This window comes from Peterkaempfera bronchialis (assembly GCF_003258605.2).
GTDB classification, from domain to species: domain Bacteria; phylum Actinomycetota; class Actinomycetes; order Streptomycetales; family Streptomycetaceae; genus Peterkaempfera; species Peterkaempfera bronchialis.
In genome coordinates, this window is the sequence record NZ_CP031264.1 from 2,731,165 (window position 1) to 2,744,080 (window position 12,916).

Annotated in this window: 15 protein-coding genes and 1 pseudogene; 12 read left to right on the forward strand and 4 right to left on the reverse strand. The window is 72.5% G+C overall.

Annotation, left to right across the window (positions count from 1 at the left end; all coding sequences use genetic code 11):
• Positions 1 to 16: 16 nt before the first annotated feature.
• Both C7M71_RS11950 and C7M71_RS11955 read right to left on the reverse strand, forming a co-directional pair.
• Positions 17 to 667, reverse strand: a complete 651-nt coding sequence (locus tag C7M71_RS11950) for a response regulator transcription factor (protein WP_111489771.1) — start codon at positions 665 to 667, stop codon at positions 17 to 19.
• A complete protein-coding gene (locus C7M71_RS11955; protein WP_229758677.1) occupies positions 619 to 2,028 on the reverse strand; it encodes a sensor histidine kinase in 1,410 nt (469 codons plus the stop codon). The genes C7M71_RS11950 and C7M71_RS11955 overlap by 49 nt, the downstream gene beginning before the upstream one ends.
• 139 nt (positions 2,029 to 2,167) lie before the next feature.
• On the opposite strand from C7M71_RS11955, the gene C7M71_RS11960 reads away from it, so the two are divergent.
• Positions 2,168 to 4,528, forward strand: coding sequence for a helicase-associated domain-containing protein (locus C7M71_RS11960; RefSeq protein WP_114914332.1), 2,361 nt, complete (start codon positions 2,168 to 2,170; stop codon positions 4,526 to 4,528).
• A gap of 296 nt (positions 4,529 to 4,824) precedes the next feature.
• Here the strand turns inward: C7M71_RS11960 and C7M71_RS11965 are convergent, their stop codons facing one another.
• Positions 4,825 to 5,313 carry a helix-turn-helix domain-containing protein gene (locus C7M71_RS11965; RefSeq protein ID WP_111490015.1) on the reverse strand — a complete coding sequence of 163 codons (489 nt, stop codon included), beginning with the start codon at positions 5,311 to 5,313 and terminating at the stop codon, positions 4,825 to 4,827.
• Positions 5,314 to 5,511: 198 nt separating this feature from the next.
• Here C7M71_RS11965 and C7M71_RS11970 point away from each other — a divergent pair, with 198 nt between their 5' ends.
• The 7 genes and pseudogenes from C7M71_RS11970 (at position 5,512) to C7M71_RS12000 (ending at position 8,872) form a co-directional block, all read left to right on the forward strand.
• Entirely contained in the window at positions 5,512 to 5,793 is a 282-nt protein-coding gene (locus C7M71_RS11970; RefSeq protein WP_111490014.1) for a WhiB family transcriptional regulator, read from the forward strand.
• A gap of 10 nt (positions 5,794 to 5,803) precedes the next feature.
• Positions 5,804 to 6,535 carry a hypothetical protein gene (locus tag C7M71_RS11975; RefSeq protein ID WP_111490013.1) on the forward strand — a complete coding sequence of 244 codons (732 nt, stop codon included), beginning with the start codon at positions 5,804 to 5,806 and terminating at the stop codon, positions 6,533 to 6,535.
• Positions 6,532 to 6,711 (forward strand): annotated as a pseudogene (locus tag C7M71_RS33200) (hypothetical protein); the annotation flags it as partial. The gene C7M71_RS11975 and the pseudogene C7M71_RS33200, both read left to right, overlap by 4 nt.
• A gap of 259 nt (positions 6,712 to 6,970) precedes the next feature.
• Positions 6,971 to 7,378 carry a hypothetical protein gene (locus C7M71_RS11985; protein ID WP_111490012.1) on the forward strand — a complete coding sequence of 136 codons (408 nt, stop codon included), beginning with the start codon at positions 6,971 to 6,973 and terminating at the stop codon, positions 7,376 to 7,378.
• Between the two features lie 116 nt (positions 7,379 to 7,494).
• Positions 7,495 to 8,070 carry a phage tail tube protein gene (locus tag C7M71_RS11990; RefSeq protein WP_111490011.1) on the forward strand — a complete coding sequence of 192 codons (576 nt, stop codon included), beginning with the start codon at positions 7,495 to 7,497 and terminating at the stop codon, positions 8,068 to 8,070.
• Between the two features lie 83 nt (positions 8,071 to 8,153).
• A complete protein-coding gene (locus C7M71_RS11995) occupies positions 8,154 to 8,444 on the forward strand; it encodes a hypothetical protein (protein WP_111490010.1) in 291 nt (96 codons plus the stop codon).
• A gap of 65 nt (positions 8,445 to 8,509) precedes the next feature.
• Positions 8,510 to 8,872 (forward strand): hypothetical protein, encoded by a 363-nt coding sequence (locus C7M71_RS12000; protein ID WP_111490009.1) that lies wholly within the window; start codon positions 8,510 to 8,512, stop codon positions 8,870 to 8,872.
• Positions 8,873 to 8,908: 36 nt separating this feature from the next.
• Here the strand turns inward: C7M71_RS12000 and C7M71_RS12005 are convergent, their stop codons facing one another.
• Entirely contained in the window at positions 8,909 to 9,499 is a 591-nt protein-coding gene (locus tag C7M71_RS12005; RefSeq protein WP_162824221.1) for a hypothetical protein, read from the reverse strand.
• A gap of 260 nt (positions 9,500 to 9,759) precedes the next feature.
• On the opposite strand from C7M71_RS12005, the gene C7M71_RS30610 reads away from it, so the two are divergent.
• Genes C7M71_RS30610 through C7M71_RS12020 form a run of 4 tightly spaced genes read left to right on the forward strand, consistent with a single transcriptional unit; the run spans position 9,760 to position 12,909 of the window.
• A complete protein-coding gene (locus C7M71_RS30610; RefSeq protein ID WP_162824222.1) occupies positions 9,760 to 9,981 on the forward strand; it encodes a hypothetical protein in 222 nt (73 codons plus the stop codon).
• 9 nt (positions 9,982 to 9,990) lie between these two features.
• The gene (locus C7M71_RS12010) at positions 9,991 to 10,683 is read left to right on the forward strand and encodes a hypothetical protein (RefSeq protein WP_111490007.1); all 693 of its coding nucleotides are present in this window, start codon (positions 9,991 to 9,993) and stop codon (positions 10,681 to 10,683) included.
• Positions 10,684 to 10,729: 46 nt separating this feature from the next.
• Entirely contained in the window at positions 10,730 to 11,794 is a 1,065-nt protein-coding gene (locus C7M71_RS12015) for a phage tail protein (protein WP_111490006.1), read from the forward strand.
• Positions 11,791 to 12,909: a tape-measure protein gene (locus C7M71_RS12020; RefSeq protein WP_111490005.1), complete on the forward strand. Its 1,119-nt coding sequence runs from the start codon at positions 11,791 to 11,793 to the stop codon at positions 12,907 to 12,909. Before C7M71_RS12015 ends, C7M71_RS12020 begins: the two co-directional genes overlap by 4 nt.
• The last annotated feature ends 7 nt before the right edge of the window (positions 12,910 to 12,916 follow it).

The window sequence follows — 12,916 nt, forward strand, 5'->3', positions numbered from 1 at the left end:
CGGCGCGCCACGCAGGTCAGCGCACGCCGTTGAGATGGGCCAGCACGGCCTGGACGCGGCGGTTGGCGTCATCGGTGGGGGCCAGCTCCAGCTTGGCGAAGATATTGGCGATGTGCTTGGCCACGGCGCCGTCGCTGACCGTCAGCCGGGCGGCGATGGCCGAGTTGGAGCACCCCTCCGCCATCAGCTCCAGCACCTCACGCTCACGGGGGGTGAGGCGGCCCAGCGGCTCGGAGCGCACCCCGCGCTGGAGCAGCTTGGCGATGACGTCCGGGTCCATGGCGGTGCCGCCCGCCGCCACCCGGCGGACCGCGTCGATGAACTGCTCGGCGTTGAAGACCCGGTCCTTGAGCAGGTAGCCCACCCCGCCCGAGCCGTCCGCCAGCAGCTCCCGCGCATAGAGCTGCTGGACGTGCTGGGAGAGCACCAGCACCGGCAGCCCGGGGATCTCCCGGCGGGCCGCCAGCGCCGCCTGGAGGCCCTCGTCGGTGAGGGTGGGGGGCAGCCGGACGTCCACCACGGCGACGTCCGGCCGCTGCTCCAGCAGCGCCTTCAGCAGGTCGGGGCCGCTCTCCACGGCGGCGGCGATGGTGAAGCCATGGGCTTCCAGCAGCCGGATCAGACCTTCCCGAAGGAGATAGAGGTCCTCGGCGAGGACGACACGCACGGCAGCTCCATGGTCACGGTGGTCGGTCCGCCCGGAACACTGCTGAGGGCGAGGACACCGTCGAAGGTACCCAGTCGGCGCTCGATGCCGCGCAGCCCGCTGCCGCGCGCGGGGTCGGCGCCGCCGCAGCCGTCGTCGGTGACGGTGATCCGCAGCATTCCGGCCCGGTGCAGGATGTCCACCCAGACCTGCTCGGCGGCGGAGTGCTTGGCGGCGTTGGCCAGCAGTTCGCAGACGGAGAAGTAGGCGGCGGCCTCCACCGGCGCCGGCGGCCGGTCGGGCAGGTCCACGCAGACCTCCACGGGCAGCGGGCTGTCCAGCGCCAGCGCCCGTACGGCGTCGCCGAGACCGCGCTCGGCCAGCACCGGCGGGTGGATGCCGCGCACCAGGTCGCGCAGTTCCTGGAGCGCCTTGTGGGATGACTGCCGGGCCTCGGCCAGCAGGGCGCGGGCGGCGGGCGCGTCGGTCTCCATCAGGTGCTCGATGGTGCCCAGGGTCATCCCGATGGCCACCAGCCGGGCCTGCGCGCCGTCGTGCAGGTCCCGCTCGATCCGGCGCAGCTCGGCCGCCTGGTTGCCGACGGCGTCGGCGCGGGTGGTGGTGAGGTGCTGCACCCGCTCGGCGAGCCGCGCCCTGGAGGCGCCGTTCCCGGGGTCCAGGACCCGCCGCATGCACCGGGTGTGGGAGCGCAGCGCGTACGGGGCCAGCACCAGGCCGGCGGCGGCTGCGCTCAGGCTCAGTACGAGGGCCTGCATGTCCCCGGGGACGCCGAACGGATAGCCGACGACCAGCTTTTGGGCGGAGAGTACGGCGTTTCCCGCCCCGACGACGAAGAGGGCGACGACGGGCCCGACCGTCACGGCGGCGGCAGCCGGGTTGACCAGCAGCCACAGCTGGTCGCGCCAGGTCTCCGGGTCGCGGACGGCCCAGTTGGCATAGCGGGAGACCTCGGCCGTGGAGCGGCGGCGGCGGTAGTCGTAGCCGGTCCACCAGTGGCCCCGGTCGCTCTGCTCCAGGGCGGGGAGCGGGCGGTAGCGCTTGGCGATGCGGACGCCGGACCACTCTGCGGCCTGCCGCCGGGACCAGGCGGCGTTCAGCCGTCCCAGGCCGAAGGCGGCCACCGCCAGGGCGCAGCAGCCCGCCGCCAGGAAGGGCAGCGTGACCGGCTGCTTGACATAGCCCGTGGCCACCAGTCCCAGCACCGCGAAGGAGCCGAAGAGCAGCGCCGCCGGCGCCACCCAGGCCCGTACGCCGAGCAGAGTGCCGCGCCACAGGGCGGTCAGCCGCTCCAGCAGCCAGCCCCGGATCCGTTCCAACTCGGCCCACGACCGTCCCGTGGTCATCGGCTCTCCGACGCTCATGCACCGCTCCTCGACCGCACCATCCCGACCGTGCCAGTCTTTCCCACCCGTGCCGTCCGGGTCACTGGCCCTGAGGCCCGTCTCCGGGGGTGGTGCTAGGTCCACCTTCGGGGGCGCGGGCTTCCCCTAGGCTTCTCCCATGCACAGCTCCACCGCGCTCAGGGACTGGCTCGCCACCCGGACCCCCGACCAGTTGGCGGAGCTGCTCCGGCAGCGCGACCTGCCCGCCGCCGCGTCCGGCGCCCGGGAGGTCGGCTCGCTCGGCGGGCTCGCCGAGCATCTGCTGGGCGACCGGTCCGCCGCCCGGGCGCTGGGCCTGCTCGACCTGGCCGAGTTGCAGGTGGTCACCTCGGTGGCGCAGCTGGCGGACCAGCGGTACGGGCCGCTGCCCGAGCCCGCGCCGGGGGTCGATCCGGCGGACCGCGCGGTCGGCCGTGCGGAGCTGCTGGACGCGCTGGCCGGTCAGGACGCCGACCGTCGGCGGGCCGCGGAGGGCTGCCTGGAACGGCTGGCCGAGCGGGCGCTGATCCTGCCCCCGCACGGGTCGCGGCTGGCGGTGCCGCTGGTGCTGCACCGCCGCTCCGCCCGGCTGCGGGGGCTGGGACGGCCCGTCGACCAGCTGCTCACCGATGCCTTCAACGCCGCCGAGATCCACCGCATCGCGGCCGGGCTTGAGCTGCCGGCCGCCCGTTCCCGGGATGCGGCGCAGCGCGCGGTCGTGGAGCTGCTGGCCGATCCCGCCCGGGTGCGGGCCCTGGTGGCGGACGCGCCGCAGGACGCCCGGGACCTGCTGGCGGCGCTGGTGCCGGGGCCGCCGCTGCTGGCCACGCACTGCTTCACCGCGCAGTACGGCTACTACACGGCGGGGCGCACCAAGTACCTGTTCCGGGCGGCCGGTTCCGGGGACCCGGGGACGGACTGGCTGGCGGAGCGCGGAATGCTGGTGCCGGTCGGCACCGAGGTCGCGGAGCTGCCCCGGGAGGTGGGCACGGCGCTGCGCCCGGAGGGCGACCGGCCGGTGTTCACCCCCGCTCCGCCGCCCCTGGAAGGGTCGGTGGAGCTGCCTCGCGGCGCGGTGGGCGAGGCCGAGGCGGCGGCTGCTGCTGCGGTCTCGCGGGCCGAGCTGCTGCTGCGGGCGGTGGCCGCCCGGCCGCCGGCGCTGCGCAAGGCCGGGGGCGTCGCGGTCCGGGACATCGGGCGGCTGGTCAAGGCCACCGGGCTGCCGGAGGTGCACGTCCGGTTCTGGCTCGACCTGGCGGCCAACGCTGACCTGGTCGCACCGCTGCCCGACGAGGTGCCCGCGCCGCGCGGGCGGAGCCGCCGACCGGCGCCGCAGCCGGCGGCCCGGCTGGTGCCCACCGAGCGGTACGACGGCTGGCTGGCCGGTACGCCCGCCGACCGGCTGCTCCCGCTGCTGGCCACCTGGGCGGTGACGCCGGAGGTGTTCACCTACTGGCCGGACGAGGACGAGACGCCGGTCGCGCTGGTCGCCGCGCAGGACCCGGGCGCGGTCCCCCTGCGGGGAGCGCTGCTGGAGGCCCTGGCCGACCTGCCGCCGGGCCGGGGCATCGGGCCCGGCCCGGTCTCGTCGGCGTCGCTGCTGGAGGCCGCCTCCTGGCACCGTCCGCTGGAGGTCGTCCCCGGCGAGGAGGCCGCCTCGCGGGCGCTGGCCACGCTCGCCGAGGCCGAGCTGCTGGGTGTGGTCGCCCATGGGGCGCTCACTCCGGTCGGGCACGCCCTGCGTGCGCTGCTGCGCTCCGGCGCCTGGCGCTACTTCCCGGCCGTTCCCGGCGCCGGACCCCGGCTGCACTCCCATCCGGCGGTCGCCGCCGCGGTGCGGCAGCTGTCGGACGCCCTCGCCGAGCTGCTGCCGCCGCCCAGGACCACGGCCCGCTTCCAGGCCGACCTGACGGCGGTGGTCACCGGCGCTCCCGCGCCCGAGCTGACCGAACTGCTCTCCTGCTGCGCGGTCCGCGAGTCCGAGGGCCATGCCGTGGTCTGGCGGATCACCGCCTCCTCGGTACGCCGGGCGCTGGACAGCGGCCTGGACGCGGCCGACCTGCTTCAGCGGCTCAGCGAGGCGTCCGCCGACGGGCTGCCGCTGCCGCAGCCGCTGGAGTACCTGGTCAAGGACACGGCCAGGACCCACGGCCGGATGCGGGTGGTCCGCTCGGCCTGCTGCATCCGCTCGGACGACGAGGCCCTGGTCCTGGAACTCTCCAGGGCCCGCGCGCTGGCCAGGCTGGACCTGCGCCGGATCGCCCCGACCGTCCTGGTCAGCACCGCCGACCCGGACACCGCCCTGGCCGCCCTGCGCGCCGCCGGGTACGCGCCGGTCCTGGAAGCCGCCTCCGGCACCACCGTCGTGGAACGCGCCGCCGCCGAGCGCGCCCCGTCCGCCATGCCCCCGCTCAGCCACGCCGAACACCCCGCCGGACCCGGCCCCCGCACGGCCGCCGCCCTGGCCGCCAGGCTGCTGGGCTCCGCCCAGGGGCGGTGACTCAGCGGTCCCAGCGGGCGAACGCCCCGTTCAGGGCGTGGAGCATGCGGGTGGCGACCCGGGCGGTGCACGTGCTGCCGTCCACCAGCGCGTGGTCCGGTCCAGCAGTCCCTTGTCTTCAGCCATGATCGACGGCGCTGCTGAACAGCTCGGTCCGCCGGGTCGGACAGAGGCGGACGGCCTCGGCTGCGATCTCCGGCTTGGAGCGCTTCCCCGGCCTCGCCCGCTCGCTGGGCGGCTTGTCGACGGTACGGCGTGACACCACGCGATACCAGGCGTCTCCCGTGCCCGTCGGGTCAGTCCGACGCGCGTGAAGCCTTTCCCGCCGCGTCCGCGTCGGCGTCCGCCTCCGCGCCCAGGGCCACCTCCTCGTCGCGGGGCAGGAACTGCCCCACCACCCTGACGAACATGTCGCGCCGCTCGGCGGGCACCGCGAGCACCTCCGCCAGCTCCTCCAGCGTCGGGGGCCGGTCCACGTCGACCTCCGGGGCCGGTCCGGCTTCGGGCAGCCCGATCGGAAGCGGAAGCTCCTCGGCGGTGAGCCGGCCCGAGCGGATGAGCATGTCGCGGACCGGCACCCCAAGAACCCGTGCGAGGCGTCGGGTGGTCTCCAGGTCGGGCATGCTCTGCCGCTGCAACAGGCGGGTGACGGCGGCGCGGTGCACACCGGCCTCGTCCGCGATCCGGGACTTGCCTCCCCCGCGCGGGTTGTCGATGTCATATCCGCGCCGACGCATCAGGTCTTCGACCCAGGCCGCGAAGGCGTCCAGTTCATGAGCGGTCATGGCTGCCGGCTCCCTCCATAGGAGGGCAAGGATAGCGCGCTTGCGCGCACAGAATTATGTGCTAACGAGCACGCAACGGGAAGATGGCGCAAAGGTGCGACAAAGAAGCAGGATCTACCTTCACTGGTTGCGCACGCGCACGCACCATGGGAACGTGTGTGCCCGCACGATCTGCACCCGCCGCCCCCGGAGATCCCCATGCCCGCCTCCGCCGCACCCCTGCCGGACGACGCCGGCTTCTTCAGCTGGCAGGCCACCGCCGCCTGCGCAGGGCTCCCGCCGCACGTCGTGTTCGCCAGACGCCCCCAGGACGCCGCCCCCGCGCTGCGCGCCTGCGCCGCCTGCCTCGTCCAGCGCGAGTGCGAAGAGGTCGTCGCTCCGGCCGACACCTGGTTCGACGGCGTCAGCTCCGGTCGGCTGTGGCGCAACGGCCGACCTGTCGCCACCCTCTCCGACCTGCACAGGAGCCCACGTGACTGACCGGCCCACCATGGACGCCGCGCTGTGGATCGACATACTGATCCGCCAGTTCCCGGAGCTCACCGAAGAGCTGGCACCCGGCTCCAGGACGGCCGGCGACGCCCCGGCCGCTGCCCCCGGAGTCAGCCGCCACCAGGGCGAACGCCTCCGGCAGGAGCGCCGCGACGCCCTGCTACTCGAACAGCACCACGGCCTCACCGCCCCCGGCCACAGCGCCGCTCCGCTGCGGCTGCACATCTCCGACACCATCCGCGACATCACCGACGGCGTACTGGAACTGGAGGAAGCGGTGCGCTCCCGGCTCGGCCTGCCCCAGCCGGGCCGCGCCCGGGTCCCGCAGCGGCTGCGGCGCATCGCCGCCCTGCTGGACGACATCGCCGCGCACCCCGTGCTCGCCGCGCACGTCCGCGACGAGACCCGCCGGATGGCCCGCCGCTGCGCACGGGCGCTCGGCGACACCGAGTCGGTGGTACGGATCTCCGGCCGCTGCCCGTGGTGCGACTCGGTGTCGCTGCGGGCCTTCCCCGCCCGCCGCGCGATCCTCTGCGTCAACCCGGCCTGCCGGTGCGCGGACCCGGACTGCGGCTGCCGGGACGACCCCGCGTACCGCCACCTCTGGCCGGAGGACGGGTGGGCGCGGCTGGCCGACGCCACCGGCCACTCGATGGACGAGATCAGCGCCGCCGTACAGAGCGACCTCCCCCCGTCCGCACCGAACGCCACCCGGAGGGCGTCCTCGTGAAGCTGCCGACCCTGATCCCCGGAGCGCTGGCCGCCCGGGAGGTCGACGTGGCACCGGCCACCATCCGCAAGTGGGTCCAGCTGGGCCACCTCTCCCCGGCCGGGAAGGCGGGCCGCGCCCAGCTCTTCCGCCTGGAGGACGTCTTCGCCGCCGAACGCGCCACCCGCCGCAGGCCCTCCCCTGAGCCGCCTCCCCCGCTCCCCCGCCACCGCCCCGTCGCGCCGCCCAGCGCGATGGGGCGGTCCGCGTTTTCCCTGCAAGTTGCGCGCGCGCACGATCTCAATCACACTAGGTGCAGCGGCGGAGCTGTGCCCGGGTGACCGGTCACAGCCCCGCCGTTCGCCGTCGGGCGGCACCGCCGCTGCCTCCGCTCCCTTCCCGGCGCTGCCGCCCGACTTCCCAGCCCCCGCCCGTCAGCCATGAGGTGGAACCGTCATGACCACTCCCCCGAGTGCCTTCCCCGACGTCGAGGCGCTGGTCGTCGACGTCCTCCGAGCCGATCCCGGCCTGGCCACGGCCACCGTCTCCGTCGACCCGCCCAGCGGCTTCGACGGCACTCAGCGGGCCGTCCTCGTCTCCCGCCGAGGCGGCGCCTGGACCGGCGACCGCCATGTCGACCAGCCGCTGATCGAGCTGGAGGTCTACGGGCCGGACAAGGCCACCGCCCACATCCTGGCCAACGCGGCGCGGCGCGCACTGCTCGCCGCGATGGACCACAGCTACGGCGGCACGACCGTCACCGATGTGACGGAGCAGGACGGCCCGCGCTGGATGCCCGACTACCTCTACCGAGCGGCCAACCGCTATGTGTGCGTCCTCGCGGTCTCCCTGAGCGTCTTCTGACCGCACCGCCGACGCACCGCACCCCCACAGACCAGGCCCTGCCACCGGCGGGGCCTTTGCCGTATCCGCACCGAGCGGACCACGGCAGCCGTGTCACCCCAACCCAAGGAGAATCCATGGCAGGCAACAACTCGTCCGAGATCCGCGTCGCCGGCTCCGGCCGCATCCTGGTGGCCGCGGCCGGTGCGGAGGCGCCGACCGACTTCACCACCGACTGGGACCCCGCCGTCTGGACGGACCTCGGCTACACCTCCACCGACGGTGTCACCTTCGGCAAGAAGGACAAGCTCGACCCGATCGAGACCTGGCAGTCCATCAGCCCGGCCCGCTACGTCTACGAGAGCCGGGACCTGACACTGAAGTTCTCGCTGCTCCAGTTCAACGAGGACACGCTGCCGTTCTTCATGGGCGGCAGCACCGTCGCCACGGTGGACGCCGCGAACAGCGTCTACTCCTACGACGTGCTGGACGACCCGCAGGTCGACGAGCGGGCGCTCGGCCTGGAGTTCACCGACAGCGCCAGCGTCAGCTACCGCTTCGTCATCCCGCGCGGCCTGGTCACCGCCTCCGACGACATCAAGCTGGTCCGCAAGTCCGCCGCGATGCTCGGCGTCACCTTCACGGCGGTGTCGTCCGGCGACAGCACCCCGCTGGCCACCTTCGTGATGAAGGACCCGGCCTACGCCTCCTGACCCACCGGCGAACCGCGGGGCGGCGGCCACACCCGCCGCCCCGCACCACCCACCCACCCGTCCCCCTCCCCGGAAGGAACCCCATGCCCCGGTTCGACATCAACGCCGCCCGCGCCCAGCGCCTGGAGGCCCTCGGCCGCACCTGGTCCTTCGACCTGGACGGCGACACCTTCGAGCTCCCCACCGAGCTCTCCCGCACCACGGCCAAGGCGCTGCGCAGGCTGGACGACAACGACATCGACGGCCTGCTCCGGCTGCTCCTCGGCGAGCAGCAGTTCGAGCGCTTCAACCGCCACGAGGTCACCATGCAGGACGTGGCCGCGGTACTGGAGGCGTACGGCAAGGAGACCGGGCTCGGCCTGGGGGAAGGCTGAGCCTCGACGCGTTCGCCGAAGAACACGCCGAGGCTCTCGAAGCCGACCTGATCCGCTTCTACGGCGTGGACCTGCTCGACTGGCACCGTGGCCGGCTCTCCAGCCGCCGGCTCGCGGTGCTGGTCAAGCATCTGCCACGGGAGAGCGCGATCACCCGCGAACTCCAGGGCGAGGGCGCCGACTGGACGGTCGGCGACTACCTGCTGGCCGCTGCGGTGGACCACCTGGCGGCGGCCAACTGGATGTTCGCCTGCGTCAACACCGCCGAGGACTCCGAACCGCCCGAGCCTCCCGCTCCGGTCCCCCGCCCCGGCGACCCGCCGGAGCAGGAAGCGGACGAGGCGAACGAGGGGGAGCAGGCGGGCGACCTCGCGACCGCGTCTGCGGACCGCCCCTCGGCCGCCGAACTGGTCCGCTTCTTCACCTGACGGACCACCACCACCCTCCCGGTGGGGCGCGGCCGTTCAGTCGGCCGCGTCCCCCGGGGTCTCACCGGCGGGCCGGGGCTTGCGGGTGGGCGGGGCCAGTCGGGGGATCGTCGGGGACTTCGACCGGCGGCTCTTCGGTGACAGCGACGGCTTCACCGACGGCGTACGGGGCGGGGCGCCGCGCTGCGGTGCCCGCTGCTCCTCCGCCGCCTCCCCGGCGTCGGCACCGCCGGTGGGGACCCCGTTCGGCTCCTCCAGCCGGCGTCCCGCCGGAAAAGGGATGACATCGCCAGGACCGCCGACCACCCGCAGTGGCCGCCACCGGCCGAGCCACCCCTCCCACCGCGCGGCGGCTATGTGCTGCCGGTGCTCCTCCGCCGCGTCCTGCCACCCGCCGGCGTAGGCCGCAGCCTCCCTGCGGTCGTACTCCTCACGCGACATGACGACCACATCGCCGGGGTCGTACTGCTCCAGCAGCCGGCCGAACCGGGCCATCAGCCGCGGCAGTTCCTCCCCCGGAGGAAGCGGATCGAGGTCGAGGTGCTGCTCACCGTCCGTCTCGTGGTCCGGCGATACCTCCCGCTCGCCTTCCCGCTCCCGGCTTCTGCCCCCGCTCAGCTCAATCACCCTTGCCTGGATCGTCCCGTGGCCACATGCATCCCGTTCATCCAGGACCTCACGCATGCCTGCCCCCGCTGCGGCGGGCCATCCGGCACGGACCCGTCCGCCCCCGGATCACTGTCGGCCTATCGGCCTGACCTGCGATTTTGCGGGTGAGAACAGGACTCTGCAGTTTACCCCACCCAGCTGATCCCTCCTCAGCCGCCCGACCCCACAACCCCTCGCCGATCCAGCACAGCCACACCGAGAGAGCGGTGAACCGCACGATGACCGAGCAGACCCAGCAGACGACCGGCCCGGCACCGGACTCCCTGCTGCGCACCCGCCGCACCGAACTCGACGCCCGCGAGGCCCGCGCCTACGCCAGCGGCTGGCAGGACGCGATGGAGGCCCTCCAGCAGCATCCCCGGAGCGGTCGGCCAAGGGCTTGGAGAGTCGCAGACGGCATGAACCGATCCCGACCCGCCCGGCAAGCAGAAGCAAGGTGATGAACGCAGATGACGGACAAGGAAAAAGACCTCGCCAATGAGATCGATACCCTCAGGAAAGACCTGTCGACATCACGCCTGAAAATCAACGGGCTGATCGCACAGCAGGCGAGCCACAACACCAGTATAAGCAATATCAGCGAAAGAATACCGCTGGAACCCGGAAAGCTGGCGACCCAGGAATTCGTCGAGAAGAAGACCGCACCACCGGGCGAACCGGTGGGCACCTGGAAGCCCTTGGGCGGCTCGACGCTCACCGGAGTCTCCGGCGGGTCACACTTCCTTGCCGGAATCCCCGAATGGGGACTGTTCAAGCTGGGGCTCCCCTCTCTCTTCAATCTTGAGAAACCCATTGAAGGGTTTCTCGAGAAGCGCGGGATAGGACTCAAGTCAAACGGGTTCGTCTGGAAGCTCAACGAGGAGGAGAAAAAGGCGAGGGAGGAGCAGAGCAGTATCCCGAGGCGAGTCGGGGGCCTGGAGAACGACCTCAGGACGATCAGAGAGAAGCTCGGCAGGACCGGAGATGCCCTGGATCGGGCGAGGAGAGATCCCGACAACCGATTCATCGGGAGCCCGGCGCAGGCAAGGAGAGCCTCCGGGGGCGTCGACAGTGTGTCGCCGACAGTCAGGGGAATAGCCCCGGAAATCAAGGCTCTTCGGTCCGCCGTCAATGAGCTCGCCCAGGTCCTGGGCGGTCTGTGACAGGGCGCCGCCGAGCGGCCATCCGAAAGAACAGGAAGTGGCGCATATGTCTCTTGTTGCAGCGCTAGGCAGGTCTTCAACGGCTCTGGAGCGGTTCAAGTCCCAGGCGGAAGCCGCCGGGAAGGCCGCGAAGGGGGTAGGTGACAAGGCCAAGAACGGCGATGGCGACCTCAAGAAGTTCAAGGGCTCGGCGAAGGACTCCGCGAAGGAGCTGAAGGGGCTCCAGACCGCCGCCGATCAGGCGGAGAAGTCGGTCGGGAAGGCCGGGAAGACCGGCCAGGGCAGTGGCGGGCTGCTGGGGAAGTTCAAGTCGGGGGCGGACGGCGCCGGGAAGGGGATGAGCGGCCTGAACAAGTCGATGAAGGGCAACCTCATCGGCGTGCTGCTCGGCCTGCTGGCTCCATTGATCGCCATGGTCGTCGACATGGCGATGCAGTCCAAGACCATGCAGAAGATCATGAAGATCGCGTTCGACGCCATCCAGACCGCGATCAGCACGACCATGAAGGTCGTCGGCCCGATCATGAAGAAGGCCGGCGATCTGATCAAGGGGATCTTCAAGGGCATCATGACCGCCATCTCGCCGGTCATCGACTGGATCAGGACGAAGATTCCCGCCGCCTTCCAGAAGGTCAGGGACAAGCTGTCCAGCGCCTGGGGCGGACTCCAGGCCATCGCCAAGGAGAAGTTCGATGCGCTCATCGGTCCGGTCAAGGGGCCGCTGAACACCATCATCGATGTCATCAACTCAGCCATCGGCAAGCTCAACGGCATCAAGGTGACGATCCCCGGCTGGGTGCCGTTCGTCGGCGGAAAGACGTTCGGGGTCAGCCTGCCGACCATCCCCAGGCTGGCCGAGGGCGGCCTGGTCATGCCCCGGTCGGGCGGCGTGCCCGCGATCCTGGCCGAAGCCGGTGAGGCCGAGGCGGTGCTGCCGCTGAGCAAGCTCGACCAGCTGCTGACGCGTACCGCCGTCCAGGCACGGCTGGCCGGCGCGGGCGCCGCCGGGGTCGGGACCGGTTTCCACATCGAGAACTACTACGCCGCCTCCGACAGCAGTGCCCAGCAGACCGCCGACGCGCTGACGTTCCTGTCGAAGGCGCGCGGATGAGTACCCCGGCGGATCCGCTCGCCGGGGCGTCAGAACCCCTGAGACGCCTCAGCAGCCGGAGCGGGCAGGCCACCCGGACACTGCGGAACGCGCTTTCCGGGATCAGGGACGCGGCAGCCGCCGCCGACCGCATCAAGGACGCCGCCGACCAGAGCGGCATCCCCCTGCGCGACGCCCAGTCGAAGGCGGAGGCCGCCGACCGCTCGCTGACCCGGGCCGGACGCAGCGCTTCGGGTGCCGCCACCGGCATCCGGTCCGCAGCCGGCGGCGCCAAGGGCGCCAAGGGGGCCCTGGGCAAGCTGAAATCCGGGGTCGGCGGCGTCACCTCGATGCTCGGCGCACTCGGCACCGGAACCGGCCCCCTCGCGAAGCTGATGGGCGTCTTCGGCGTGGCGCTGACCGCCGGCTCCCTGGCGATGACCGCGGTGAACGTGGCCATGCGGGCCAACCCGCTGGGCTTCGCCCTCGGGCTGCTGGTGCCGATCCTCGCCTATCTGATCGACCTCGCGCTGAGCTCCGAGACCGGCCAGCGGATCATCCAGCAGGTCTTCGGCCAGACGGCGAAGTACCTCAGTGCCGCCTTCACGGCCATCGGTCCGTTGATCGAGCCCCTGGGAGGGATGGTCTCCAGCGCGTGGAACCGCCTCATGGACGCGGTGGGGCCCGTGAAGAGGTGGATCACCGAAGACATCCCGGGGGCCTTCAAGCGGGTCAAGGACGCCATGACCCGCGCCCTCGGCGGCATGGGGGGCTTCATCACCAGCGGGCTACAGGCATTCCTCGGCGTGCTCAAGGGCCCGCTCAGCGGCCTGATCGGCTTCACCAACTGGGTGATCGACGGTCTCAACTCCCTCAGCTTCTCCGCCCTCGGCAAGAAGTTCGGCGTCCATCTGACGAAGATCCCGATGCTCGCCGAGGGCGGTATCGCCCTGCCCGGCACCGCACGGCAGCCCGGCCGAGTCCTGCCGCTGGACCGCCTCGGCGGACGGCCGGCGGTCCGCCGCGCCCACCGGACGGCCGCCCCCACCCGCATCCGGGACTACCACGAGAGCCCCGCCACGGGCGCCCGGGGCACCGCCGAGGACCTGCTCTTCCTGGCAACCGCTCACATATGAGACGAGG

Bases quoted from the DNA above. Each gene is read 5' to 3' on its own strand.
- C7M71_RS11970 (WP_111490014.1), top strand. From the start codon at position 5,512: ATGCCCGCCTCCGCCGCACCCCTGCCGGACGACGCCGGCTTCTTCAGC.
- C7M71_RS11975 (WP_111490013.1), top strand. From the start codon at position 5,804: ATGGACGCCGCGCTGTGGATCGACATACTGATCCGCCAGTTCCCGGAG.
- C7M71_RS12015 (WP_111490006.1), top strand. From the start codon at position 10,730: ATGTCTCTTGTTGCAGCGCTAGGCAGGTCTTCAACGGCTCTGGAGCGG.
- C7M71_RS11995 (WP_111490010.1), top strand. From the start codon at position 8,154: ATGCCCCGGTTCGACATCAACGCCGCCCGCGCCCAGCGCCTGGAGGCC.
- C7M71_RS11965 (WP_111490015.1), bottom strand. From the start codon at position 5,313: ATGACCGCTCATGAACTGGACGCCTTCGCGGCCTGGGTCGAAGACCTG.
- C7M71_RS12020 (WP_111490005.1), top strand. From the start codon at position 11,791: ATGAGTACCCCGGCGGATCCGCTCGCCGGGGCGTCAGAACCCCTGAGA.
- C7M71_RS11985 (WP_111490012.1), top strand. From the start codon at position 6,971: ATGACCACTCCCCCGAGTGCCTTCCCCGACGTCGAGGCGCTGGTCGTC.
- C7M71_RS11990 (WP_111490011.1), top strand. From the start codon at position 7,495: ATGGCAGGCAACAACTCGTCCGAGATCCGCGTCGCCGGCTCCGGCCGC.
- C7M71_RS30610 (WP_162824222.1), top strand. From the start codon at position 9,760: ATGACCGAGCAGACCCAGCAGACGACCGGCCCGGCACCGGACTCCCTG.
- C7M71_RS11960 (WP_114914332.1), top strand. From the start codon at position 2,168: ATGCACAGCTCCACCGCGCTCAGGGACTGGCTCGCCACCCGGACCCCC.
- C7M71_RS12010 (WP_111490007.1), top strand. From the start codon at position 9,991: ATGACGGACAAGGAAAAAGACCTCGCCAATGAGATCGATACCCTCAGG.
- C7M71_RS11955 (WP_229758677.1), bottom strand. From the start codon at position 2,028: ATGAGCGTCGGAGAGCCGATGACCACGGGACGGTCGTGGGCCGAGTTG.